Below are 25,885 nucleotides of genomic sequence, written 5' to 3'. Positions count from 1 at the left end.
GGGGCGGTGGCACCGGCATCGGCGGCAGGTTAGACCCCACCCACACCCACGCCGTCGATTTCCACAGTTTGTGCCCAGGGGGATCGTCGTTGTGCCCAGGATGTTCCCTCTTATGCTCCACAGGGAGGGGTCCATAGGGTGAGGGGTGCGCCACCGGCCTGGTCACCGAGATCTTCGATCAATCCGTTGACAGCGGTGGAATTACGATGGTGTAATTGTCAGACGCCTCGGACCCAACATCTTGTGGTGACGGGCCCCGGCGGCGTGGGGGATCACACAACATCTCGTGTTTGCAGCGGGTCTCGCAGCGTTGCGCCCGACCCATCCCAGACCCATCAACGGCCCCGGCCAGACCGCCTGGCCACCACCTCTCGAGGAGCTCATCGCATGGCACTTGCCCCGGAGCAGACCGGCATCGGCATCCGCCGTTACTTCACCACCGAGGGCGTGCACCCCTACGACGAGGTCGAGTGGGAGCAACGAGACAGTCGCATCACCAACTACCAGGACGGGTCGGTCGCCTTCGAGCAGCTCGGGGTCGAGTTCCCCACCACCTGGTCGGTCAATGCCACCAACATCGTCACCCAGAAGTACTTCCGGGGCACCCCCGGTTCCCCCGAGCGCGAGTCGTCGCTCAAGCAGGTCATCGACCGCGTGGTCGACACCATCACCCAGTGGGGCATCGAGGGCGGCTACTTCCTCGACGATCGCGAGGCCGAGATCTTCCGGGCCGAGCTCAAGCACCTGGTGGTCACCCAGAAGGCGGCGTTCAACTCGCCGGTGTGGTTCAACATCGGCGTCGAGGGCGTGCCCCAGCAAGCCTCAGCGTGCTTCATCCTGTCGGTCGACGACACGATGGACTCGATCCTCAACTGGTACGTCGAGGAGGGCACCATCTTCAAGGGCGGCTCGGGCGCGGGCATCAACCTGTCCAAGATCCGCTCGTCCAAGGAGCACCTCAAGGGCGGTGGCACCGCGTCGGGCCCGGTCAGCTTCATGCGCGGCGCCGACGCCTCGGCCGGCACCATCAAGTCCGGCGGCAAGACCCGTCGCGCCGCCAAGATGGTGATCCTCGACGCCGGTCACCCCGACATCGAGGAGTTCATCTGGGTCAAGGCCCGCGAGGAACGCAAGATCCGGGCCCTGGCCGAGGCCGGGTTCGACATGAGCCTCGACGGCGCCGACATGGCCTCGGTGCAGTACCAGAACGCCAACAACTCCATTCGGGTCACCGACGAGTTCATGCAGGCCGTCGTCGACGACGCCGACTGGCACCTGCGGGCGGTCACCGACGACAGCATCGTCAAGACGGTCCGGGCCCGCGACCTGTTCCGCGACATCTCCCAGGCGGCATGGGAGTGCGCCGATCCGGGCATGCAGTTCGACACCACCATCAACCGCTGGCACACCGCGGCCAACACCGACCGCATCAACGGATCCAACCCGTGCTTCACCGGCGACTCGCTGGTGCACACCGACAAGGGCCTCATCAGCTTCGTCGACCTCATCGACCGGGTGAACGACGGCGAGACCTTCGGCGTCTACACCCACGACGCCACCAACCCCGACGCCCCGGCCGAGGCCATGGAGATCACCACTCCCGACGCCTTCATGGTCACCGGCGTCAACGAGATCGTGAAGCTGCGGTTCTCCAACGGCATGGAGCTGCGCTGCACCGCCGGCCACAAGATCTTCACCCGCAATCGTGGCTATGTCCCCGCGTCAGAGCTCACCGCCGACGACCGCATCGCCACCCTCAACCTCCCGGCGCCGGCCATCTCGGCCAGCCGCTCGCTGCCGGTGGCCACCGATGCGCTCGCCTATGCCAGCACCGGCGACTGGTCCAGTGCGCTCAACCTGCCCGAGAAGTGGACCGACGACTTCGCCCACTACCTCGGATGGCTCGTCGGTGACGGCTGCCTCTCGGGCGATGTCGCCTCGACCGTCTATGGCAGCGACGACGACCGCAAGCACGCCCTGCCCCGGCACCGGGCCCTGATCACCGACATCAACGACGGGCGCGAGCCCACGCCGTCGCCCCAGGCCAACGGCACGGTGCAGCTCCGTCAGTCGCGGCGCATCGTGGCCCGGTTCCTCGAGGCCCTCGGCGTCTCCGACGGGCCGGCTCACACCAAGCGGGTGCCGTGGTCGGTCAACGAAGCGCCCGCCGATGTCGTGGCCTCGTTCCTCCGTGGCCTCTTCGACGCCGACGGTTGCGTCTACGACGGCGACAAGAGCCGCTACGTCGGGCTCGGTTCCACGTCCGAGCCGTTGCTGCAGGACGTCCAGCACCTGCTCACCACCTTCGGCGTCTCGAGTCGCATCGGTTCCAACGAGCTCCAGGTGGAGGACCTTCAGGCGTTCGCCTCACAGATCGGCTTCGACGCGCCGGCCAAGGCCGAGGCGCTGGCCGCCATGGTGGGCGAGCACCGGTTCTACGACACCGACACCACCACTCGTCTTGCCAGCCGCACCGACGACGGCGTCGAGACCACCTACAACCTGTCCGAGCCCCGCAACCACTCCTATGTCGTGAACGGCGTGGTGGTGCGCAACTGCTCGGAGTACATGCACATCGACAACTCGGCGTGCAACCTGGCCAGCCTCAACCTGTTGAAGTTCAGCCCCGAGGGCGGCGTGTTCGACGTCGAGGGCTTCAAGGCCGCGGTCGAGGTCGTCTTCACCGCCCAGGAGATCCTCGTCGGCCGGGCCGACTACCCGACCGAGCCCATCGGCGACAACTCCCGCAAGTTCCGCCAGCTCGGCCTCGGCTACGCCAACCTCGGTGCCCTGCTCATGGCGCTGGGCTATGGCTACGACTCCGACGGCGGCCGGGCCACGGCCGCGGCGATCACCTCGCTGATGACCGGCCACGCCTATGCCACCTCGGCCCGCACCGCGGCTCGCATGGGTCCCTTCGCCGGCTACGAGGAGAACGCCGAGCCCATGCTGCGGGTGCTCGAGATGCACCGCGAGGCAGCCTCGGAGATCGACGAGGAGCTGGTGCCCGCCGACCTGTTGTCGGCCGCCCAGCGGGCATGGGACGAGGCCTGCGAGCTCGGCGCCGACCACGGTGTCCGCAACTCCCAGGCCAGTGTGCTTGCACCGACCGGATGTCTGGTCGGTGGCTCGCTGATCCCCACCTCGCGTGGCCTGGTCCGGCTGCGCTCCCTCGGCGACACCGATGGTCAGCAGTGGCAGGACCTCGACGTCGACGTCGCCACCGACGAAGGCGTGCGTGAGGCCACCAAGTTCTACATCAACGGGCTCGAGCCGGTCGTCGATGTGCGCACCCGCCGCGGCTATCGCATCTCGGGCACCACCCAGCACCGCATCAAGGTCGTCGACGAGTCGGGAGACTGGGTGTGGCGGCACTTCGCCGACGTGCGTCCCGGCGACCAGGTTCCGCTGGCACTCGACTCGCTCGTCGGAGAGCCCCAGGCCGTCAACCTGCCGCCCATCTCGGAGTCCTACTGGGCGGGCGAGCACCACGTGCGGGTGCCCCGTGAGATGTCGGCCGAGCTCGCCGAGCTGGTCGGGTACTTCATGGGCGACGGCTCACTGCACTCCCGTGGCCTGCGGCTCTGTGTCGCCGCCGGCGACTTCGACGTAGTCGAGCGCCTCGAGCATCTCGGCAAGGAGCTGTTCGGCATCGGTGCCCGCACCTCGCCCAAGGAGGGCTACACCGAGGTCGCGTTCCACTCGGTCCGCCTCGTCGAGTGGTGGGAGGCATGTGGTTTCGCCAAGCACGCTCCCCACCAAGGCCACTCGGGCAAGGGGTATGCCCCCCACATCCCCGATGCGGTGCTCCACAGCAACGACGCCGAGGTGTATCGGGCGTTCTTGCGGGGTCTGTTCGAGGCCGATGGCACCGTCACGGTTGGCTACCCGTCGTGGACCACGGCCAACGCCGACTTCGCCACCGAGGTCCAGAGCCTCATGCTGGCCCTCGGGTTCGTCACCACGTTGTCGCACCAGACCAGCGGCCGGGGCTCGGACCTGTCGGTCGTGCGCCTGCTCAACCGTGCGGTCAACCAGCGGTGGCTCGACGAGGTCGGCTTCATCGGAGGCTCCAAGTCGGCCAGGGTCGACACCAGCGACGCTCCCCAGGCCGCACGCTACGACCACATCCCGGCCAGTCGCGAGCTGATCGACCGGGTGGCGCCGACCAACGGTCGCAACCGCAGGGTGGCGCTCATGGAGTTGAACCGTTCGGGCACCATCACCCGTCGACTGGCCACCGAGCTCCACGAGCTCAGCGGCGATGCCGAACTCGGCCACCTGCTCGGATTCTTCTTCGACACCGTCGAATCTGCCGAGCTGGGCGACGAGGAGTTCACCTACGACATCTCGGTGCCCGAGAACGTCACCTATGTGGCCAACGGGTTCATCAGCCACAACACCATCGGGCTGATGATGGACTGTGACACCACCGGGGTCGAGCCCGACCTCAGCTTGTTCAAGATGAAGAAGCTGGTCGGCGGCGGCACCATGTCGATCATCAACCAGACGGTGCCCCGGGCGCTGCGCAACCTCGGCTACACCGCCGACGAGCAGGCCGACATCATGGCCTACCTCGAGGAGAACAAGACCATCCTCGGTTGCCCACAGCTCAAGGCCGAGCACCTCGAGGTGTTCGCCTGCTCGATGGGCGACAACGCCATCCACCACAACGGCCACGTGCGCATGATGGGCGCGGTCCAGCCCTTCATCAGCGGCGCGATCAGCAAGTGCGTGGTGGGCGACACGTTGGTGCCGACCGCTGACGGTCTCGTCCGCATCGGTTCGCTTCACCAGAGCGAGGCGCCCGACAGCTTCCGTGACGAGATCGTCGAGGTTGCTTCGATCGACGGTCCACAGAAGACCGACGCCTTCTACTACGGCGGTCTGCGGCCCACGATCACCGTCACGCTGCGGTCGGGCCACACCATCACCGGCACGCCCAACCACCGGCTGCTCGTTGGCAGCGAGCAGGGGATCGCCTGGAAGCGGCTCGACGAGATCGAGCCGACAGATCTCGTGGCCCAGCAGTACGGCTCACAGATGTGGTCGCCTCTGCCTGCTCGCTTCGATGACTTCGAGCCGTCGGCCCCATATGGCTCCCAGACCAAGGTGACGATCCCCGATGAGATGAGCTCCGAACTGGCGTTCCTGCTGGGGGCGATCGCGTCGGAAGGACACGTCACCGCCAGCACCTACACCGTTCACGTCACCAACTCGGTGCCGGCGGTTCGCGACCGCGTGGTGTCGGCGTGGCGTTCGCTGTTCGGACTCGAGGCTCGAGTCGTCGATGACGGTGTCCGCTGCCCCTCGGTGACGGTGGCATCCAAGACCGTGGTCGAGTTCCTCGATCACCTCGGCTTGGGACACCGTGCACGTGAGAAGCGCATCCCCGATGCGGTGTTGCGTTCGCCTCGCCACCACGTTCTGGCCTTCCTGCAGGGGCTGTGGCTCGACGCCTACACCACCGTGTCGACCGCTCCGAAGTGGGCGATCTGCCTCGACTCGGCGGGCCTGCTCGACGACCTCCAGGCCGTGCTCACGAACCTGGGGATCCGGAGCGGTCGAGTCGAGAAGTACAACCGCGACTACGACAAGCACTACGGCGAGGTGTACGTCACCGGCGGCGATGCCCAGCGGTTGATCGAGCTCGTGCCGTTCCTCGAGCCGGACAAGGCAGCCGCCGCTGCGCTGCTCAGCGCTCGCACGTTCGGCAGCCGACATGCGACCTCCGATGTGGTGCCGATCGCCCCACGGGACCTCTACGAGATGCTGCCGAGGGGAAAGAGCGGACGCAACGGCTACGGGGTGCGGGCAGAGTTCGCGTACCTGTGCGATCGCCGCACCAGGCGGGTCACCCGCGAGACCCTCGAACGTGTCATCGCGGTTGCCGGAGACGCCGTGCCCTCCTGGCTGCACCAGATCGTCGACGACGGGCTGCACTTCAGCCCCGTGGAGTCGGTCGCCGACGCTGGACTGCGTGAGGTGTACGACCTGTCGGTGCCGGCGACCCATGCCTTCGTCGGCAACGGCATCATGAACCACAACACCGTGAACCTGCCCGAGGAGGCCACGATCGAAGACGTCGAGGCGCTCCACATCGAGGCGTGGAAGCTCGGGGTCAAGGCCGTCGCCATCTACCGCGACAACTGCAAGAACTCCCAGCCGTTGTCCACGGTGAAGAAGGACGTGGCCGAGTCGCCGGCCGAGGTCGTCGAGAAGGTGGTCGAGCGGGTCGTCGAGGTGCCGGTGCGCGAGCGCCTGCCCCGCACTCGCTCCTCCAAGACCTTCGAGTTTCGGGTGGCCGACTGCAAGGGCTTCGTCACCGTCGGCGAGTACACCGACGGTCGCCCCGGCGAGATCTTCGTTCGGGTGTCCAAGCAGGGTTCGACCCTGGCGGGGATCATGGACGCCTTCGCCATCTCGCTCAGCCACGGCCTGCAGTACGGCGTGCCTCTGCGCGGTTTCATCGAAGCCTTCACCGGCATGCGCTTCGAGCCTGCGGGCATGACCGACGATCCCGATGTGCGGATCGCCTCCAGCCTCATGGACTACCTGTTCCGCAAGCTGGCGATCGAGTACCTCAGCTACGAGGAGAGGGCCGAGCTCGGGATCTTCACCATCGAAGAGCGCACCCAGCCCACGCTGCCCGGGGTCGAGGAGTCGACCACCGAGACCAGCACCGGTTCCGATGTCCAACCCGATCCCAAGTCGATCCCCTCGGCCTCGGAGCTGTCGGCCCAGATGCAGCGGGAGTCGGGTTCGACCCCGATGCAGCAGTCGAGCGACGCGCCGATGTGCATGCAGTGCGGTGTCCAGATGCAGCGGGCCGGCTCGTGCCACGCCTGCCCCAGCTGCGGCAACACCAGCGGCTGCAGCTGATGGAAAATGTCACCAGGGAAACCCCTGATTTCGCGGCCAGGGAAGGCCTGACTTCGCGCCAGGGAAAGGCGCAACTGCTAACTATCGCGAGCACCCGGCCCAGCTGCGTTCCCAGGCGAATCCGTGCCTACCGAGCCGACAACCGACCGCACGACGTGTGAGGGCTGACCCATCGAACACCTTCAATTCTGACCCCGGTGGTCTCCGACCACTCCGATCCGACATCCGAGAGGGTGTTGCCGCAGCGCGGCGCTTCGCCCAAGCCCGTGACGTACCCGACGTCCTTGGCTTTGAGGATCTTTACTGCGACCCCGGCGCGACTTACGAGCTCGTCCGGGGGCAGCTTGAGGGCGGCGTTGCTCTTCAGCGCACCGAGAGGTTCCCGCTTCCGAAATCGGACGGTTCGGCCACGCGGGGGCTGACGGTCCTTGATCCCTACGATGAGCTGGGGTTGCGGTCCTATGTTGGCCGGTGCTCCGCTGCGATCAAGGCTGCGACCGATAGTCGCCATGTTCTCAACGGGCTGATCGGAACCACCGGTCCAGGATGGTTCTCAGCCGCCTTCGTCGAGCAGCACCGACGTCGGCGGGAGCTTCAGCGCGCTTACTACGACGATGATCGGACCGCGGCAGTCGGCTTCTTCGACATCGAGAACTTCTTCCCGTCCTGCGGTCATCATCACGCTGCTGAGCTGCTCCTCCAAGCGGGTGCACCCGCCGGTGCGGTTGAGGTGATCGTGCAGCTGCTCGCCGTGCTGTTCCCGGGAGGAACGGGACTGCCGATCGGTTTCGAGGGTTCAGGGCCGATTGCGAACCTGTTCGTAGGTGCAGTTGATCAAGAACTAGTAGCCCAGGGCCGGAAGTTCGTGCGATGGACTGACGACCTTGACGTGTTCCTCACCGACCCCGCCTTGTGGCCCGAGTTGCACGGAATGATCGGCGAGCTCTTGGGTGGGGTCGGCTTGCATCTCAATGGCCGCAAGACCGGCATGCTGCTGAAGGCGCCCGTCGCAGAGCAGAAGCTGCTCGACCCGTCTCGCGATTCACTATTCGCCGTCGAGGGCACTGACGGACTCTGCGATCTGCTCGAGGCCGAGACGATGATGCAGTCGCTCGGCCTTGACGGGCAGCTTCCCGCCGCACACCTTCGGTCCGTGCTCGGGCGGTTCCGTATTCACAAGGACCCGGGAGCTCTCGAGTTTCTCCAGGCGAACCCCCACTGGTTCGACCGGGAGCCCCGCTCCGTCGGTGACTACCTAGTGGCGATCGCAGCTGACCGCGACGCCCGAGAGGCGATCGACGTCACATGGCTGATGGACCGGGCGGTGGGCCGCACCCCCGATAAGCACACCTCAGCTGGCCAGCTACACGCATTTCGGGCCCTGGCTGAATACCGTGTCGACAAGCAGAACGGGCAGCGCCTGCATGATTTCGCGTGGGAGCAAGCTACGCACCGTCAGCCTTCGGTCGGTGCTTGGGCAGTCAAGGCGTGGTCATCGAGCCGCGCCTGGAAGCCGAACGATGCCGATCACCTCGTCGATACGCTCTCCCATGTCGGGTACCGTCGGGCCGCAGTCTCCGGCTATGCGTCGCAGCCTCGTGACGTTGCTCAACGTCGCCTGAAGCCACTCGCGAATCAGTATCGGGAGATCGCACCTGCGGTCACGCTCGTTACGTCCGGCTAGCGCGCAGAGTCTGGTTCTTGTGAGATGGCGCACCTGCTGGTGCTCGGGCGGGCCTAGCCTGGCGAGCCGGCAGAGCCTTGCCATCTCGTCGGCGGTGAGTCGACGCATTCGGTAGCGGTCCTCGGGTCGCGCCGGTGGCCGTCGATCACGGTGCGGGTGTGATGGACCTACCCCGGGTTGACGGACACCTGTACTCAGGACCTGGGCCGGGTGTACCCCGGGGTGTTCCGGACGCTTCTCGCCGTTGGATGGACATTGGATGACCGTTCACAGCTGATGGAAAACCTCACCCGGTGACATTTCCCAGTTGAAGGACGGTCAGGGAGGTCCCTGAGTTCCGGTCCGCATGGCGATGGTGACCTTCGGCCCTGGGCCACCGCCACCGGAAGTAGGACGATTCTGGGGAGACGGAGGAAAGGAAGTGCCATGGTTTCCTTGCTGTCGCGCGTTCACCGCATGTTCGCAGTCGCTGCTGTCGCTGCTCTCGGCTTGGCCGTGGTGGCCTGCGGTAGCGACGACGATGCGTCACAGGTCACCACCACGATGACCTCGGAGGCGACCACGATCGCTCCCGAGGATGAACCGGCGCTCGAGCCCGAGGTGGTCGAGGTCGGGGCCGAGATCTACTACGCGGGGTTCCGGGTCGACATCGTCGAGGCTCGCCTCGGCGCCGACGACGTCGGTGATGGGTCGACCGTCGAGGTCGACCTGGTGACCGAGAACCTTCGGGAGAGCGATGGCGTCTTCCCAGCCGACGAGTTCGAGCTTCGCTGGGGTGACAGATCGGCGATGACCTCGTCGTTCGGTGACGTCGTCCGACCGGGCGCGAGCGGTCGGTTGACCGCCGAGTTCATGGTCGACGAGTCGTTCGCCTTCGACGACGCCGCCCTGTACGCGGGTACGGAGCGCCAGATCCAGGCGATGGTTCCCCTGAGCGACCCCGACGCCACGGTTCCCGCCGCTCCGATCACCCTCGAGGCGCCGGAGCAGATGGTGGACGACGGCCAGATCGAAGCCGCGATCACCGGTCTCGAACTGTTCGCCCACGACCCCCTCAGCCGCATTTCGACGGTGGCCCAGCAGCCGGTCGATGCCCCGATCCTGCTCGTGACCGTCGACGTGACGATGCTGGTCGACTCGAGGTACGACGCGAACGTGATGGGTGACTCCTTCCGCCTCGTCCTACCCGACGGGACGCAGATCTCGCCAGAAGGGGGACCGAACGAGATCATCTCCGGCGGCGAGACGCTCCGCGGGGTCATGGTGAGCTTCGAGCTCGATGGTGTCGTCTTCGATCCCGACGAGCTGGGCGAGGATACCTACATCCTGCACATCAGCCCTCAGGGTCCGGGCCTCACCGATCCCCTCGTCGAGCTGGAGTTCGAGCTCACGCCCACCGGCTGAGGTGGCCGAGGAGCTGGGGGTGCGATCACCGGACCCTCGGTGGGCCCCGTCCGCGCCAGATCACGACTGACGACCAGGCAAAGCGCAGGTACCTCGAGCGTGGTTCATCTCCTGAGTGGGGCGCCTGCGCAGCCCCGATGTCGGTCCTGAGTGCGAAACGGCCGCGTCGACATTCGGTGGGTGAAGGGAGGAGCCGCCCCATAGCCGAGCGCACGATTCGCGGAAATGGCCGCGACGAAATGCCACACTCGGACGTCAGCGACGCCGGAGGTGGATCGATGACCCGAAGGTTGCTTGGCGTTGGCGCGCTGGTGGTGGTGCTCCTGGCTGGCTGCGGCGGTGGGGACGATGACACCGCAGCAAGCCCCTCGCCCGATGGCTCGGCACCGGTCGACGCCGATGCCGAGGACGCCGACACGGGATCGTCCGAAACGACGGGGTCGCAGGATGGCTCCTCGAACCCCGACGCGACGCCGGCGAGTTTCACCGGATACCTCTCCGACGGTGACTGCTTCGACCACCGGTTCGACGATGGCGGCGATCCCGACTACTCACGTCCACCGCTGATCGTCGACTGCGAACCACCCCACGACAGGGAGGTCGTCACCGTCCACACACTCGAGGAGGGAGCCGACGCCGCCTACCCCGATGAGGACGTCTGGGACGATCTCTTCCAGGAGGTCTGTGTCCCCGCGTTCAACGAGTTCCTCGGGATCGACGGCTCGCCGAGTGCACTGGGCGGCTTCCGCGTGCAGCCCACAGAGGAGGAATGGGACGACGGTGCACGGACGAAGGCGTGCGTGCTGTACCTCCCCGACGCCCAACTGGCCGGGAGCCTGCGTGGAGTCGGTCAGGACGTCCTTCCGGCCTCGTTCCCTGCCGATGCGCCTGTGCCGGAGGGGCTCGTCCTCACGAGCGCCGCGGACATCGAGGACTCCTACTCACCGACTGAGCGCTTCGCGCGAGAGGCCGGCATCGACACCGAGGGGTTCTTCGGCGCGACCTTCGAGGGTGGCGACGCCGGTGACACGAAGGCGGCACTCGAAGAGACGTTCGCTGCATCCGACTGGGAGGTGACGCTCGAGGATGCGTGGAGCGGTGATGTCGCCACCGCGTTCTACGCGCTGCACAAGCAGGACGCGGAGCTGATCGTCGAGACCTGGGAGCTGGAGGGTGGCCACTCCCGCGTGCACTACTTCTATCTACCCGACTGACCCGAGCCTGTCCGGCGGCCGCTCGACGCCCCGTTTCATCGCTGCCCCTGCTCGACGCAGCGTTGGAAGGCGGGGAGGTGCCGCTGTCGCGAGGCCTCCTCGAGCTCGTGGAGCACGTCGCGGACCTCGGATCGCCCGGCGTGGGCGAGGAGCCGGGAGCAGAGCGTTGCGCTCGCGCGCTCGGCCTCGGCGGCTTCGGCACAGGCATCGGCAACCGATTCGTACCGCTCCACCTTCGTCGGCCACGGGTCGGTGGGTACCGGCACCTCGTATCGTTGCATCAGCTCGGTGAGGGACTCGATGTGGCGACTCTTCGATCCGACGATGTTCGCGAAGGGCATCACCTCGCCGAAGTCGGAGACGACCTGCGCATAGGTGGCATGCGCCCGATGCTGGTCGTCGAGCGCGTCGAGCAGAGCGATGACCTCCTGAGGGCTGAGCACGCTGTGTTTCGCTTCGTGCTCGGCGACCCGGTTGGAGTCGGCCCCCTTGGACCGGGTCGCCAAGAGGGACCTCGCCTCCTCGGCTGTGGGAACGTGGCCGGGGTGGGCATCAGCTGGCAGAAGCTGGCCGTCGACGACGAAGCGGACGGTGAGGTCGTCGTCATCGACGAGCTCGACGACGTCGAGCTGGTGGCCGTCATGGTGGTGGGTGGCGATGACGCGTTCCATGAGCCCATGATCCGCCCCCGACCGTCGTTTGCCCAGGGCCGTTATCCTGGGTCCTTCGGCACTGTCGCCGGCAACCGAACGCTGGGAGGATTGGCCCATGGAGACGATGAGCGAAGCGCTCGATCGGCTGGCCAAGGCGGGCTTCGGCGACGACCTCGTGCCGGACGGGCCCGCGTTGCGGGCGGTGGAGACCGGGGTGCGGCACGACCCGGCTGCGCTGTCGGTGGTCGAGGTGGTTCGCTTCGAGGGGCCCACCGATCCCGCGGACGAAGCGGTGGTGTTCGCCCTGACCACCGCGGCGGGCGAGCCGGTCGGCACGCTGACGATGCCCTATGGGCAAGCTGCCGGGGGAGACGATGCCTACATCGTGCAGCGCCTGCACCGACCGCCGTTCGACGAGGCCGACATCCGGGCGCACCAGGAGCACGATCACATCGTTGCTGTGTTCGGGAAGCGGTCCGGTGCCGAGGCCGCAGTGGACGAGCTGCGCCAGCTCGGACTGGGCAGCGACAGTCTCGGGGTCGCGGTGCACGGGTCGGGGCAGCTCGCGTTCGAGCACGACCTCGACGTCGACCTCGGCCACCGCCTCGAAGCCGGTGCGGGCACCGGAGTGGTCGTCGGGTTCCTTGCCGGGTTCGTGCTCATGGGTGCCCTCGTCCCGGTCATCGGCGCTGTCGGCGTTGGCGGATTGCTCGCCGTGGGTGCGGCAACCGTTCCCGGCGGCGCCATGCTCGGCGGCTTCGTCGGCATGGCGACGGAGGAGCGCGCGCTCAGCGCGCACGAACAGATCGCCCACACCCAGCTCGAGCCCGGTCAGGTGTTGGTCGCGGTCTGCAGTCACGGCCAACCGGGGGCGACACGCGAGGTGCTCCAGCGCCACGGCGGCACCCTGCAGTCGACCTGACCGCGGACGATGGGCCTGCACCGACCGCTACGGCGTGACCTGACGGCGTGACGACCCTCGGGTGGATCACCGTCTCCGGATTCGCCATGAGCGCGCTCGCACTCACCGGCAGTCTCACCCTCATCGTTCCGACCGAGACCTTCAAGAGGCTCGTCCTGCCACTGGTGGCCCTCGCCGCCGGCGCACTGCTCGGAGGCGCCCTCTTCCACATGTTGCCCGGGTCGATCGATGCGCTGGGCAACGAGCTCACCGTCTGGGCCTGGGTGGCCGCCGGAATCTTCTCGTTCTTCCTGCTCGAGCAGTACCTGCACTGGCACCACTGCCATCGTCCGGTCGCCGCGCATCGCCCTCTCGGCTACCTGATCCTCGTTGCTGACGGTCTCCACAACTTCATCGGAGGTCTCGCCGTCGGTAGCGCGTTCGTGCTCGACCACCGGGTCGGGATCGTCACCTGGCTGGTGGCCGCGACCCATGAGGTTCCTCAGGAGCTCGGCGACTTCGGGATCCTCGTCCACAGCGGCTGGGATCGCCGCCGGGCGCTGTTGTTCAACGTGCTCTCGGGTCTCACCTTCCTCGTCGGTGGTCTCCTCGCCTACGGCGTCAGCGGTCACATCGACGTCGCCGTCCTCGTCCCCTTCGCCGCCGGCAACTTCATCTACATCGCTGCCACCGACCTGCTGCCCGAGATCACCACCTCACGCACCGCCGGCGCCAAGGCGATCCTGAGCACCGGCTTCGCGGTCGGTCTCCTGCTCCTGTTCACCGTCGCGTTGATGGCCTGATCGCCTCGACCATCGGGACCCGGACGCCGGTAGGGCGCCGCGAGATGCGGCGCCCCACCGTCCGAGGATCGTTCGCCTACTCGAGGTCGAAGCGGTCGTTCTCCATCACCTTGACCCAACCGCGGACGAAGGCATCGAGCATCAGCTCGTCGCCGCCGGCGGAGCCGTACTCCTCGGCGATCGCCCGGAGCTGGCTGTTGGCACCGAACACGAGGTCGACGCGGGTGGCCTTCCACTTCAGGTCGTCGGTGGCCCGATCGCGGCCCTCGAAGACGTCCTCGCTCTCGTCGACCGACGACCACTTGGTGCCCATGTCGATCAGGTTCACGAAGAAGTCGTTGGTGAGCTGGCCCGGGCGGTCGGTGAGCACGCCGTAGCCCTCGTCGCCGACGTTGTTGCCGAGCAGCCGGAGCCCGCCGACGAGGGCGGTCATCTCCGGAGCGGTCAGGTTCAACATGAACGCCTTGTCGATGAGCAGATGCTCGGTGGGCACCGCCCCGAACTTGCGGACGTAGTTGCGGAACCCATCGGCGTTGGGCTCGAGCCACTGGAAGGAGTCGACGTCGGTCTCGTCCTGGCTGGCGTCGGTCCGGCCGGGAGTGAACGGCACCGTGATGTCGTAGCCCGCAGCCTTGGCCCCAGCCTCGACGGCCGCGCTGCCGCCGAGCACGATCAGATCGGCCACCGACACCTGCGGACCACCCTTGCCGTTGAAGCCGCTCTGGATCTCCTCGAGCTTGCGGATGACCTCGCCGACACCAGACTGCACGTGGACGTCCCACTCGCTCATGGGCGACAGGCGAATGCGAGCGCCGTTGGCGCCGCCCCGGAAGTCGGTGTGGCGGTAGGTCGACGCCGACGCCCACGCCGTCTTGACCAGCTGCTCGAGGGTGAGGCCGGAGTCGAGGATCGTCGACTTCAACTCGGCGATCTCGGCGTCGCCGATCATGGGACCCTCGTGGGCCGGCACGTTGTCCTGCCACAGCAGCTTCTCGTCGGGCGCCTGCGGGCCTACGTAGCGCTCGGCCGGACCCATGTCGCGGTGCAGGAGCTTGAACCAGGCCCGGGCGAACGCGTCGGCCAGCTGGTCGGGGTTCTCGTGGAAGCGCTTGGAGATCTCCAGGTACGCCGGGTCGACGATCATGGCCATGTCGGCCGCCGTCATCGTCGGCGGGTTCACCTTGCCCTCGACGTGGGCGTCGGGCACCCAGTAGCCCTCCTGCACCTCGCGCGGCTGCCACTGCTTGGCACCGGCGGGGGACTCCACCACCTCCCACTCGTGGGCGAAGATCGTGTCGAGGTAGGTGTTGTCCCACTTGGTGGGCGTGGGGGTCCACGCACCCTCGAGACCAGAGGTCATGGTGTACTGGCCGAAGCCGGTCTCGTGCTTGTTGGTCCATCCCAGGCCCTGGTCGGCGAAGCTCGAGCCCTCCGGTTCGGGGCCGACGTTCTCCGCAGCGACGGCGCCGTGCATCTTGCCGAACGTGTGGCCACCGACGGTCAGCGCGACGGTCTCCTCGTCGTTCATGGCCATCCGGGCGAACGTCTCCCGCACGTCCTGGGCCGACTTCATCGCGTCGGGCACGCCGTTTGGACCCTCGGGGTTCACGTAGATGAGGCCCATCTGCACCGCAGCGAGCGGGTTGTCGAGGGTCCGGCTTCCGTCTTCCCAGCTGCCCGTGTAGCGCTCGTCGTGCTCGGCCAGCCACTCGTTCTCGGGGCCCCAGTAGATGTCGTCCTCGGGCGCCCAGATGTCGTTGCGGCCGAAGGAGAAGCCGAAGGTGGTGAACCCCATGGTCTCCAGCGCCCGGTTCCCGGCGAAGACGAACAGGTCGGCCCACGAGATGTCCCTGCCGTACTTCTGTTTGATCGGCAGCAGCAGGCGGCGCGCCTTGTCGAGGTTGCCGTTGTCGGGCCACGAGTTCAGCGGCGCGTAGCGCTGGGCGCCGGTCCCGGCGCCGCCGCGGCCGTCGACCACGCGGTAGGTGCCGGCGGCGTGCCAGGACATGCGGATGAAGAACGGGCCGTAGTGGCCCCAGTCGGCGGGCCACCACGACTGCGAGTCGGTCATCAGCGCGTCGGCCCAGGGCCGTTATCCTGGGTCCTTCGGCACTGTCGCCGGCAACCGAACGCTGGGAGGATTGGCCCATGGAGACGATGAGCGAAGCGCTCGATCGGCTGGCCAAGGCGGGCTTCGGCGACGACCTCGTGCCGGACGGGCCCGCGTTGCGGGCGGTGGAGACCGGGGTGCGGCACGACCCGGCTGCGCTGTCGGTGGTCGAGGTGGTTCGCTTCGAGGGGCCCACCGATCCCGCGGACGAAGCGGTGGTGTTCGCCCTGACCACCGCGGCGGGCGAGCCGGTCGGCACGCTGACGATGCCCTATGGGCAAGCTGCCGGGGGAGACGATGCCTACATCGTGCAGCGCCTGCACCGACCGCCGTTCGACGAGGCCGACATCCGGGCGCACCAGGAGCACGATCACATCGTTGCTGTGTTCGGGAAGCGGTCCGGTGCCGAGGCCGCAGTGGACGAGCTGCGCCAGCTCGGACTGGGCAGCGACAGTCTCGGGGTCGCGGTGCACGGGTCGGGGCAGCTCGCGTTCGAGCACGACCTCGACGTCGACCTCGGCCACCGCCTCGAAGCCGGTGCGGGCACCGGAGTGGTCGTCGGGTTCCTTGCCGGGTTCGTGCTCATGGGTGCCCTCGTCCCGGTCATCGGCGCTGTCGGCGTTGGCGGATTGCTCGCCGTGGGTGCGGCAACCGTTCCCGGCGGCGCCATGCTCGGCGGCTTCGTCGGCATGGCGACGGAGGAGCGCGCGCTCAGCGCGCACGAACAGATCGCCCACACCCAGCTCGAGCCCGGTCAGGTGTTGGTCGCGGTCTGCAGTCACGGCCAACCGGGGGCGACACGCGAGGTGCTCCAGCGCCACGGCGGCACCCTGCAGTCGACCTGACCGCGGACGATGGGCCTGCACCGACCGCTACGGCGTGACCTGACGGCGTGACGACCCTCGGGTGGATCACCGTCTCCGGATTCGCCATGAGCGCGCTCGCACTCACCGGCAGTCTCACCCTCATCGTTCCGACCGAGACCTTCAAGAGGCTCGTCCTGCCACTGGTGGCCCTCGCCGCCGGCGCACTGCTCGGAGGCGCCCTCTTCCACATGTTGCCCGGGTCGATCGATGCGCTGGGCAACGAGCTCACCGTCTGGGCCTGGGTGGCCGCCGGAATCTTCTCGTTCTTCCTGCTCGAGCAGTACCTGCACTGGCACCACTGCCATCGTCCGGTCGCCGCGCATCGCCCTCTCGGCTACCTGATCCTCGTTGCTGACGGTCTCCACAACTTCATCGGAGGTCTCGCCGTCGGTAGCGCGTTCGTGCTCGACCATCGGGTCGGGATCGTCACCTGGCTGGTGGCCGCGGCCCATGAGGTTCCTCAGGAGCTCGGCGACTTCGGGATCCTCGTCCACAGCGGCTGGGATCGCCGCCGGGCGCTGTTGTTCAACGTGCTCTCGGGTCTCACCTTCCTCGTCGGTGGTCTCCTCGCCTACGGCGTCAGCGGTCACATCGACGTCGCCGTCCTCGTCCCCTTCGCCGCCGGCAACTTCATCTACATCGCTGCCACCGACCTGCTGCCCGAGATCACCACCTCACGCACCGCCGGCGCCAAGGCGATCCTGAGCACCGGCTTCGCGGTCGGTCTCCTGCTCCTGTTCACCGTCGCGTTGATGGCCTGATCGCCGCGGCCATCGGGACCCGGACGCCGGTAGGGCGCCGCGAGATGCGGCGCCCCACCGTCAGACGGGCTGTGCGCTCACTCGAGGTCGAAGCGGTCGTTCTCCATCACCTTGACCCAACCGCGGACGAAGGCATCGAGCATCAGCTCGTCGCCGCCGGCGGAGCCGTACTCCTCGGCGATCGCCCGGAGCTGGCTGTTGGCACCGAACACGAGGTCGACGCGGGTGGCCTTCCACTTCAGGTCGTCGGTGGCCCGATCGCGGCCCTCGAAGACGTCCTCGCTCTCGTCGACCGACGACCACTTGGTCCCCATGTCGATCAGGTTCACGAAGAAGTCGTTGGTCAGCTGGCCCGGACGGTCGGTGAGCACGCCGTAGCCCTCGTCGCCGACGTTGTTGCCGAGCAGCCGGAGCCCGCCGACGAGGGCGGTCATCTCCGGAGCGGTCAGGTTCAACATGAACGCCTTGTCGATGAGCAGATGCTCGGTGGGCACCGCCCCGAACTTGCGGACGTAGTTGCGGAACCCATCGGCGTTGGGCTCGAGCCACTGGAAGGAGTCGACGTCGGTCTCGTCCTGGCTGGCGTCGGTCCGGCCGGGAGTGAACGGCACCGTGATGTCGTAGCCGGCAGCCTTGGCCCCAGCCTCGACGGCCGCGCTGCCGCCGAGCACGATCAGATCGGCCACCGACACCTGCGGTCCGCCCTTGCCGTTGAAATCGCCCTGGATCTCCTCCAGCTTGCGGATGACCTCGCCGACACCAGACTGCACGTGGACGTCCCACTCGCTCATCGGCGACAGGCGGATGCGAGCGCCGTTGGCGCCGCCGCGGTAGTCGGTGTGGCGGTAGGTCGACGCCGACGCCCACGCCGTCTTGACCAGCTGGTCGATGCTGAGGCCGGAGTCGAGGATCGTCGACTTCAACTCGGCGATCTCGGCGTCGCCGATCATGGGACCCTCGTGGGCCGGCACGTTGTCCTGCCACAGCAGCTTCTCGTCGGGCGCCTGCGGGCCCACGTAGCGGGTGGCCGGACCCATGTCGCGGTGCAGGAGCTTGAACCAGGCCCGGGCGAACGCGTCGGCCAGCTGGTCGGGGTTCTCGTGGAAGCGCTTGGAGATCTCCAGGTACGCCGGGTCGACGATCATGGCCATGTCGGCCGCCGTCATCGTCGGCGGGTTCACCTTGCCCTCGACGTGGGCGTCGGGCACCCAGTAGCCCTCCTGCACCTCGCGCGGCTGCCACTGCTTGGCACCGGCGGGGGACTCCACCACCTCCCACTCGTGGGCGAAGATCGTGTCGAGGTAGGTGTTGTCCCACTTGGTGGGCGTGGGGGTCCACGCACCCTCGAGACCAGAGGTCATGGTGTACTGGCCGAAGCCGGTCTCGTGCTTGTTGGTCCATCCCAGGCCCTGGTCGGCGAAGCTCGAGCCCTCCGGTTCGGGGCCGACGTTCTCCGCAGCGACGGCGCCGTGCATCTTGCCGAACGTGTGGCCACCGACGGTCAGCGCGACGGTCTCCTCGTCGTTCATGGCCATCCGGGCGAACGTCTCCCGCACGTCCTGGGCCGACTTCATCGCGTCGGGCACGCCGTTTGGACCCTCGGGGTTCACGTAGATGAGGCCCATCTGCACCGCAGCGAGCGGGTTGTCGAGGGTCCGGCTTCCGTCTTCCCAGCTGCCCGTGTAGCGCTCGTCGTGCTCGGCCAGCCACTCGTTCTCGGGGCCCCAGTAGATGTCGTCCTCGGGCGCCCAGATGTCGTTGCGGCCGAAGGAGAAGCCGAAGGTGGTGAACCCCATGGTCTCCAGCGCCCGGTTCCCGGCGAAGACGAACAGGTCGGCCCACGAGATGTCCCTGCCGTACTTCTGTTTGATCGGCAGCAGCAGGCGGCGCGCCTTGTCGAGGTTGCCGTTGTCGGGCCACGAGTTCAGCGGCGCGTAGCGCTGGGCGCCGGTCCCGGCGCCGCCGCGGCCGTCGACCACGCGGTAGGTGCCGGCGGCGTGCCAGGACATGCGGATGAAGAACGGGCCGTAGTGGCCCCAGTCGGCCGGCCACCACGACTGCGAGTCGGTCATCAGCGCGTCGACGTCGCGGGTGAGCTCGTCGATGTCGACGTTCGCCAGGTTCTTGCGGTAGTCGAAGTCGACGCCGATCGGCGTGGAGTCGGGATGGTGCTGGTGCAGGATCCGCAGGTTCAGTGCGTTCGGCCACCAGTCCTCGTTGGACCTGAACACGTTGGAGGTGAGCGAACCCCACTCGGGCTTCTGGGTCTGGTTCTCGGCCATCGGGTGTCCCCTTGTGTCGGTTGGAGGGTGCGTTGTCGGGAGCGCGTGGGGTCGGTCAGGAGTCGGCGGACTGGCAGTCGGGGCAGAGGCCCCAGTAGATGACCTCGGCCTCGTCGACGACGAAGTTCCCGTTGCTGACGGGGACGAGGCATGGCGTCTCGCCCACGGCGCAGTCGACGTCGACGAGACGGTCGCAGTGCCGGCACACGAGGTGGTGGTGGTTGTCGCCCACCCGGCCCTCGTAGCGCGCCGGCGAGCCAGCAGGCTGGATCCGACGGATGATGTCGCGCTCGGTCAGCAGCGAGAGCGTGTCGTACACCGCCTGCCGCGAGATGGTTCCGATCTGGTCCCGTGCGACCTCGACGATCGCGTTGGCCGTGGTGTGGGGGTCGGACGCCACGGCTCGCAGGACCGCGATCCGTTGGGCGGTCACCTGCAGGTCGTGCTGGCGAAGCGTCTCGGCGGGTTCGATGGACACGAGTTGACCATCGCGCCGATTCTGGACAGAGTCAAGAGTCGGCCACGAGGTAGGAACGTTGGCCGAGCCCGAGGGCCTTCCCACTGTCGGTGGCGCGGCGTACAGTGACGCCTGAGCTTCCCCCTCGGTGATCCATGAATCCCGGAGGAAGCCATGTCCACCCACCCGCTGGCTGGGTCGAAGGTCTATGACGATCTCCTCGTCGACCTCGCCTACGAGTACGACCTGAGCCTGCCCCAGGCTCGTTGCCTGGCCGATCTCGGCCACGATGCTGTGCACCCCGGCTCGGAGCCCGATGCTCACACGTTCCTCGGCGATCCCGAGGTCGCCACCAGATACGTCGAGTCGATGGTCGAGATGGCGGGGGTGAGCAGTGGAGTCGGCCTGCTCGATGCCCAAGCCGACCGGGCGCTGACCGGCGACGGCGACAGCGCCGGGGTCCGATACGTCCTGGCGCGTACGGCCGAGCTGCGCGGCCGATTCGACCAGTGGCGAGCACAGCTCGATCTCAGCATCGCCCGTGACGACGGCTTCGAACCGGCACTGTTCGACCGAGGATTCCTGGCCTTTGTCGAGGGCGACATCGCCACCGCGACGCGCCTGCTCGGACGGGTCGACGACCCCAGAACCGACGTGATGCTCCACACGCTGTCCCACTACCCGCCCCGGCGATCGGGCTCGGGGCGCAACGATCCCTGTCGCTGCGGGTCGGAGGTGAAGACCAAGCGATGCTGTGGCGTCATGGTCGACGACCATCCGCTGCACGAGCGGGTCGCCTGGCTGTGGGAGAAGGCCGCGTGGTGGCTCCGCCGTCCACCACAGCAGTGGGCGTTCCTCGAGGTGGTGGCTGACCTGGCCGACGTCGAGCAGTTCGACGACGACCACGAGGCGGTCGCCGAGGTGCTCCACGAGTCTGCGACCGAGGCCATCGCCCTGCTCGACGCCGACCTCATCGCCTGGTTCGTCGACACGCTCGGCGCGTTGCTGCCCGCCGATGAGCGCGAGCTACTCGCCGAGTGGGTCGGCACACGTCATCGGCTGTGGCGTGTCGAGGCGACCGACCCCGGTCACTCGCTCACCCTCATCGACCACGACACCGGCCGCTGCGTCGAGGCGATGAACGGTTCGGTCAGCCGGTGCACCCAACCGGGCGAGATCGCGTACGCGGCCGTGGTCCCGACCGGCGCGGGATGGTTCATGCCCTGCCATCACCTGGGGGTGTCGCCGTCGGCGGCGCCGTTGGTGGCGAGTTGGATCGACGATCCCGACGACCCGCTGGAGGTCTCGATCCACCTCTACTCCAGGATCCGGACGAACCCGCCCGGCAAGAGCCGGTGAGGCTGACGAGGCCCCTGCCGCAGTGGTGTATCCTTGGTGTATGGCACGTACCAACATCGACATCGATGACGAAGCGTGCGAGCGGGTGATGGCCCGCTACCACCTCCGGTCGAAGCGCGATGCGGTCAACTTGGCACTCCGGCTGGTTGCGGGGGAGGCACTCGACCTCGAGCAGGCTCGCCAGCTTCGCGGCTCGGGCTGGGATGGCGATCTCGACGAGATGCGAGCAAGCCGAGCCGAGTGATCCTCGTCGACACCTCGGCCTGGGTCGAGTTCCTCCGAGATACCGGCAGTCCGGTGTGTACTGAGGTGGACCGAGTGCTTGCTGGCGACATCGCCATCTGCGACGCGATCCGCATGGAGGTGCTCGCCGGGGCGCGAGACGAGACCCACCTGCGCGACCTGCGGGGGCTGTTGGCACGGGCAACCGTCCTTCCCACGGACCCGGTCGACTACGAGCAGGCCGCAGCGCTGTACCGGGCGTGTCGCACCCGCGGCGACACCGTACGCAGGCTGATCGACTGCCTCATCGGGGCGGTCGCGGCCCGGCACGCCACACCGATCCTCCATGCCGACCGCGACTTCGGCGCGCTCGCTCGGCACGCGGGGATCGAGTTGCACACGCCCCCGCAGTGACCGCCACGACCGCTGCGCGCCGTTGCCAGGAACAGCGATGCCGGCGAGGCGCCCTACGATGGGACGACCGAGAAGGGAGGACCGCCGGTGGAGATCAGGACCGAGCAGTGGACCTTCCGGGCACGGGCGGCGGGACCCGAGGACGGGCGTCCCGTGCTGCTGTTGCACGGGTTCCCCCAGACCTCGCGAGCGTGGGTCCCGGTGATGGACGCGCTCGCCGGGGCCGGTCAGCGGGCCGTGGCCTTCGACCAGCGCGGCTACTCGCCCCGCGCCCGACCGGACGACCCCGCGGCCTACGCACCCGAGCTGCTCGTCGGCGACGTGCTCGAGGTGGCCGACGCACTGGGGTGGGACCGGTTCGATCTGGTTGGTCACGACTTCGGCGGGGCCATCGCCTGGATGGTTGCGGGCCACCACCCTGACCGGGTCCACACCGTGTCGGTGGCGTCGACCCCGCATCCCGCCGCGTTCCGGGCCAGCTACCGCAGCGGTGAAGGGGACCAGCACCAGCGGTCCGGGTACATGCGCACGTTCCGGGAGGCTCCGAGGGGAGAACCCGAGGCCCAGCTCCTCGCCGACGATGCCGCGCTGTTGCGGGCCGCCTACGACGGACTCCCAGCAGAGGTGGTTGACGAGTACGTCACCGACCTCTCCGAGCCGGGGGCCCTGGTGGCCGCAGTCGACTGGTACCGAGCAATGTCGGGCGCCTCGAGTGCCGCGACCCCGCCCTCGCCGATGCCCACCCTGTACGTCTGGAGCGACCAGGACCCGGCCCTGGGTCGCGACGCGGCGGAGGCTACGGCGGCACTGGTGACCGGCCCCTACCGCTTCGAGGTGCTCGAAGGCGTGAACCACTGGATCCCCGAGCTGGCATCCGACCGCTTCGGCGCCCTGTTGCTCGAACACCTTGCCGCCCACGATTGATGTCGAACACAGGGCCCGAGGCCTACCGCTCGTGCTGCTCCTCGATTCGCGTCGAGATCACTCCGGGGCAGCGTTCTCCTTCGATCCGAGCTCTGCGAGGGCCTCCAGCGCCAACCCGATCGTGGCGTCGAGGTCGAGGATGGCACCTTGCTCGACGAGCTCGTCAGCCCGCGTGCCGAGCGTGGCGCGGATCGTCGCCTCAGCGCCGCGCATGCGTTCCTCCTCGAGCCCGAACGTGGGTCGAGGGCTGTTGGTGACCGCCCCGAGGACCTGGGCGGCACGCTCTGGATCGTCGAGTCGCACGAGCAGCTCGACCAGGTTGCGCAGGGTCGTCCACTGGTGGTTGGTGTCGCCGAGTCGGTCCCAGTGCCGGATGAGTCGGTCGAACCCGGCGATGGCATCGGACGGCTCTGCGGAGCGTGCCCGCAGCGAGCTGGCGGTGAGACGGCCCACGCCGGCGAGCATGCGCCAGCCCTCGCGGTCGGCGGCGGCCACGGCCTGGTCCACCAGTTCGAGCGAGCGCGCCGGGTCCATGTCGACGAGCAGCTCGGCCTCGGCGTAGTCACACCAGGCCGACACGAAGCCGGCACCTACCCGTTCGCCGGTCGACCGCGCCCACCGCAGCTTGCTCAGCGCCTCGTCCCGATGGCCGGCGTAGCCGAGCGCGACTGCCTGGCTCATGCGGGCGTGGGCGGCGGTGGTCTGGTCCCCGCCGGCGAGGGCCAGCTCGGCGGCGAGGGCGAAGTGCTCGACGGCGGCCGCGAGCTCCCCCTGATAGGTGTAGAGGTCGCCGAGGGTCTCGTGAGCATGAGCAGCGACGGGGTCGTCGGGCAGGTCGGTGAGCAGGGCGGCCGCCTCCTCGTGGAGGCCGCGGTTGATCCGGTCGAGGGCGCAGATGGCCAGCACCGTGGCGGTGGCGGGGTGATCGGTACGCCGTGCCGGCTCGAGCGTGGCCTCGGCCCACGCGCCGATGTCGCCCCGCAGACGCTGGTAGACGAGCACGTACGTCGCGGCGGCGATTCGGACCGCGGCGTCGATGTCGCCTCGTTCGAGCGCCCGGGCGTGGGCCACCTCGAAGTTGGGGGTGCTCAGGTCGAAGAGGTCGGTCCAGCGACGCTCATCGGGGCCGCGGAGCCCTTCGGCGACCTGCTCGGCCAAGGCCACGTGGTGTCTGATGAAGCGGTCCAGCGTCGCGTCGCGGGTGGGTGACTCCTCCAGGCGCTCGCTGGCGAAGGACCGGACCGTCTCGAGCATCTGATAGCGGACCGATCCCATGTCGTTGCGGGTCTGGACCAGCGATCGGTCGACGAGGTCGGCCAAGAGCCCGGCGGTGTGCTCCGATCCGTGCACCGCCATGGCCGCGTCGAGATCGAACGGTCCGGCAAACACCGCGAGATGCTCGAACAGCCCCCGCTGGTCGGGATCGAGCAGGTCAGAGGACCAGGCAACCACGTCCTCGAGCGTCTCGTGGCGACCGTCGCGGCCAGAACGCAACAGGCGGAGGCGCTGGTCGAGGTGACGGTCGAGGTCCTCGAGCGACAGGGCGCGCAGGCGGGCGGCAGCCATCTCGATGGCGAGGGGGAGCCGGTCGAGGCGCTCGCAGATGCGGGTCGCGAGGTCGATCTGGTGCGGTTCGATGGTGGCCCCCGCGTCCCGGCACCGCTCCTCCAGCAGCCGGAGCGCAGCGTCGATGGTGAGCGGATCGACCGCCACGACCACCTCTCCCGCGAGTCCGAGCGGCCGGCGGCTGGTGGTGAGGATCCGGATCCCTCCGGCTGCGGCCAGGATGCGGTCGGCGATCGCGCCCGCCGTGGAGGTGACGTGTTCGGTGTTGTCGAGCACGACGAGCCCGTCGCGGCCGCTCAGGTAGCCCGCGAGCGAGACCTCCATCGGATTCGTGGTGGGCGCCCCGACCGCTCGCACCACCGTGGGGAGCACGCCGGCATCGTCCTCCACCTCGGTGAGCTCGGCGATCCACACACCGTCGGGGACGAGATCGACCATCCGGCGGGTGACCTCGATGGCGAGCGCGGTCTTGCCCACCCCGCCGGGTCCGACCATCGTCACCAACCTCCGCTCGGCCAGCAGCCCGCAGATGTGGTCGATCTCGTCGTCGCGGCCGACAAGGCTGCCGACGCGGGCTGGCGGGGTCGAACGGACCGCGGGCGTCGGTGGGGGCGGTGAGGGCTCGGCGAACACGGCACGCTCGGTGGCCACGAACGCTGACGACGGCTCGAGACCGACATCGGCGACCTGGGCCCGATAGCGGTCGGCCTCGGCGATGGCGTCGGCTTGCCGACCGGCCCGGTGCAGGGTGGCGACGAGCGCGACACGGGCCCGTTCGAGCAGGGGACGCTCGGCAGCCAGAGATCGCAGCTCGCTGATGGCCTCGGCGTGGCGCCCGGCGTCGGCAAGGAGCTCGGCCCGGCGAACGCGTGCGGCCAGGTGCAGCTCGGTGAGGCGCGCCACCTCCCCGGCCAGGTGCTCGTGGTCGCCAAGCTCCCCGAAGGGCTCCCCCCGCCACAAGGCCAGTGCCTCATCGAGCTCGGGGAGGGAGTCGGCGTACATCCCCTGCTCGAAGCGGTGCAGGTCGAGGTGTTCGGGGTCGATGGTCAGGACATAGCCAGGGGGCCGGGAGACCACGACGTCGTCGCGCAAGGTGCGCCGCAACCGCGACAGATGGCTCTTGAGCGACGGGCGGGCACGGTCGGGCGGATCGTCGCCCCACACGAACCAGATGAGGCGGTCGGTCGGCACCGTGGCACCCCGTGCATGGGCCAGCGCCGCGAGCAGGATGCGCTGGGTGCGGCTGGTGATCTCGATGCGCCGGCCGTCGACGTGAGCCTCCACCCGCCCCAGGACCGACACTTCGATCACGCCACACGAGGGTACGGCACCGATCACGACCGGGTGCGGTCCAGAGCGCGGTGACCGGCGTGCAACCGGGAT

At 68.2% G+C, this 25,885-nt stretch carries 17 protein-coding genes; 12 read left to right on the top strand and 5 right to left on the bottom strand.

Annotation, left to right across the window (positions count from 1 at the left end; all coding sequences use genetic code 11):
* Window positions 1–387: 387 nt before the first annotated feature.
* From U5K29_05850 to U5K29_05835, 4 genes are all read left to right on the top strand, one after another.
* Window positions 388–6,882: an LAGLIDADG family homing endonuclease gene (locus U5K29_05850; protein ID MDZ7678054.1), complete on the top strand. Its 6,495-nt coding sequence runs from the start codon at window positions 388–390 to the stop codon at window positions 6,880–6,882.
* Between the two features lie 157 nt (window positions 6,883–7,039).
* Window positions 7,040–8,566 carry an RNA-directed DNA polymerase gene (locus tag U5K29_05845; GenBank protein ID MDZ7678053.1) on the top strand — a complete coding sequence of 509 codons (1,527 nt, stop codon included), beginning with the start codon at window positions 7,040–7,042 and terminating at the stop codon, window positions 8,564–8,566.
* Between the two features lie 456 nt (window positions 8,567–9,022).
* Window positions 9,023–9,970, top strand: a complete 948-nt coding sequence (locus U5K29_05840; GenBank protein ID MDZ7678052.1) for a hypothetical protein — start codon at window positions 9,023–9,025, stop codon at window positions 9,968–9,970.
* A gap of 278 nt (window positions 9,971–10,248) precedes the next feature.
* Complete coding sequence (locus U5K29_05835) at window positions 10,249–11,184, top strand: septum formation family protein (protein ID MDZ7678051.1); 936 nt, start codon at window positions 10,249–10,251, stop codon at window positions 11,182–11,184.
* A gap of 35 nt (window positions 11,185–11,219) precedes the next feature.
* Here the strand turns inward: U5K29_05835 and U5K29_05830 are convergent, their stop codons facing one another.
* Window positions 11,220–11,855 (bottom strand): hypothetical protein, encoded by a 636-nt coding sequence (locus U5K29_05830; protein ID MDZ7678050.1) that lies wholly within the window; start codon window positions 11,853–11,855, stop codon window positions 11,220–11,222.
* Window positions 11,856–11,952: 97 nt separating this feature from the next.
* Here U5K29_05830 and U5K29_05825 point away from each other — a divergent pair, with 97 nt between their 5' ends.
* On the top strand, window positions 11,953–12,759 hold the full coding sequence (locus U5K29_05825; GenBank protein MDZ7678049.1) for a hypothetical protein: 807 nt from the start codon (window positions 11,953–11,955) through the stop codon (window positions 12,757–12,759).
* Window positions 12,760–12,845: 86 nt separating this feature from the next.
* Window positions 12,846–13,541 (top strand): ZIP family metal transporter, encoded by a 696-nt coding sequence (locus U5K29_05820; GenBank protein MDZ7678048.1) that lies wholly within the window; start codon window positions 12,846–12,848, stop codon window positions 13,539–13,541.
* Window positions 13,542–13,617: 76 nt separating this feature from the next.
* On the opposite strand, the gene katG (U5K29_05815) is transcribed toward U5K29_05820, so the two are convergent.
* On the bottom strand, window positions 13,618–15,612 hold the full coding sequence (gene katG / locus U5K29_05815) for a catalase/peroxidase HPI (protein ID MDZ7678047.1): 1,995 nt from the start codon (window positions 15,610–15,612) through the stop codon (window positions 13,618–13,620).
* Between the two features lie 77 nt (window positions 15,613–15,689).
* On the opposite strand from katG (U5K29_05815), the gene U5K29_05810 reads away from it, so the two are divergent.
* Window positions 15,690–16,496, top strand: a complete 807-nt coding sequence (locus U5K29_05810; protein MDZ7678046.1) for a hypothetical protein — start codon at window positions 15,690–15,692, stop codon at window positions 16,494–16,496.
* An 86-nt stretch (window positions 16,497–16,582) separates the two neighbouring features.
* Window positions 16,583–17,278, top strand: a complete 696-nt coding sequence (locus U5K29_05805; GenBank protein ID MDZ7678045.1) for a ZIP family metal transporter — start codon at window positions 16,583–16,585, stop codon at window positions 17,276–17,278.
* A gap of 77 nt (window positions 17,279–17,355) precedes the next feature.
* On the opposite strand, the gene katG (U5K29_05800) is transcribed toward U5K29_05805, so the two are convergent.
* Together katG (U5K29_05800) and U5K29_05795 are read right to left on the bottom strand one after the other, a co-directional pair.
* Window positions 17,356–19,560: a catalase/peroxidase HPI gene (katG, locus tag U5K29_05800; GenBank protein MDZ7678044.1), complete on the bottom strand. Its 2,205-nt coding sequence runs from the start codon at window positions 19,558–19,560 to the stop codon at window positions 17,356–17,358.
* 55 nt (window positions 19,561–19,615) lie between these two features.
* A complete protein-coding gene (locus U5K29_05795; protein ID MDZ7678043.1) occupies window positions 19,616–20,038 on the bottom strand; it encodes a Fur family transcriptional regulator in 423 nt (140 codons plus the stop codon).
* Between the two features lie 153 nt (window positions 20,039–20,191).
* On the opposite strand from U5K29_05795, the gene U5K29_05790 reads away from it, so the two are divergent.
* The 4 genes from U5K29_05790 to U5K29_05775 all read left to right on the top strand — a co-directional run bounded on the left by U5K29_05790 (window position 20,192) and on the right by U5K29_05775 (window position 22,936).
* A complete protein-coding gene (locus U5K29_05790) occupies window positions 20,192–21,376 on the top strand; it encodes a hypothetical protein (protein ID MDZ7678042.1) in 1,185 nt (394 codons plus the stop codon).
* Window positions 21,377–21,416: 40 nt separating this feature from the next.
* Window positions 21,417–21,620, top strand: coding sequence for a type II toxin-antitoxin system VapB family antitoxin (locus tag U5K29_05785; GenBank protein MDZ7678041.1), 204 nt, complete (start codon window positions 21,417–21,419; stop codon window positions 21,618–21,620).
* The gene (locus U5K29_05780; GenBank protein ID MDZ7678040.1) at window positions 21,617–22,012 is read left to right on the top strand and encodes a PIN domain nuclease; all 396 of its coding nucleotides are present in this window, start codon (window positions 21,617–21,619) and stop codon (window positions 22,010–22,012) included. The genes U5K29_05785 and U5K29_05780 overlap by 4 nt, the downstream gene beginning before the upstream one ends.
* 87 nt (window positions 22,013–22,099) lie before the next feature.
* Entirely contained in the window at window positions 22,100–22,936 is an 837-nt protein-coding gene (locus tag U5K29_05775; protein ID MDZ7678039.1) for an alpha/beta hydrolase, read from the top strand.
* A 57-nt stretch (window positions 22,937–22,993) separates the two neighbouring features.
* On the opposite strand, the gene U5K29_05770 is transcribed toward U5K29_05775, so the two are convergent.
* Window positions 22,994–25,813: a BTAD domain-containing putative transcriptional regulator gene (locus U5K29_05770; protein MDZ7678038.1), complete on the bottom strand. Its 2,820-nt coding sequence runs from the start codon at window positions 25,811–25,813 to the stop codon at window positions 22,994–22,996.
* Window positions 25,814–25,885 lie beyond the last annotated feature (72 nt).

This window comes from Acidimicrobiales bacterium, assembly GCA_034521975.1.
Lineage (GTDB): Bacteria > Actinomycetota > Acidimicrobiia > Acidimicrobiales > SKKL01 > SKKL01.
This window is presented reverse-complemented; position numbering and strand designations above follow the sequence as displayed.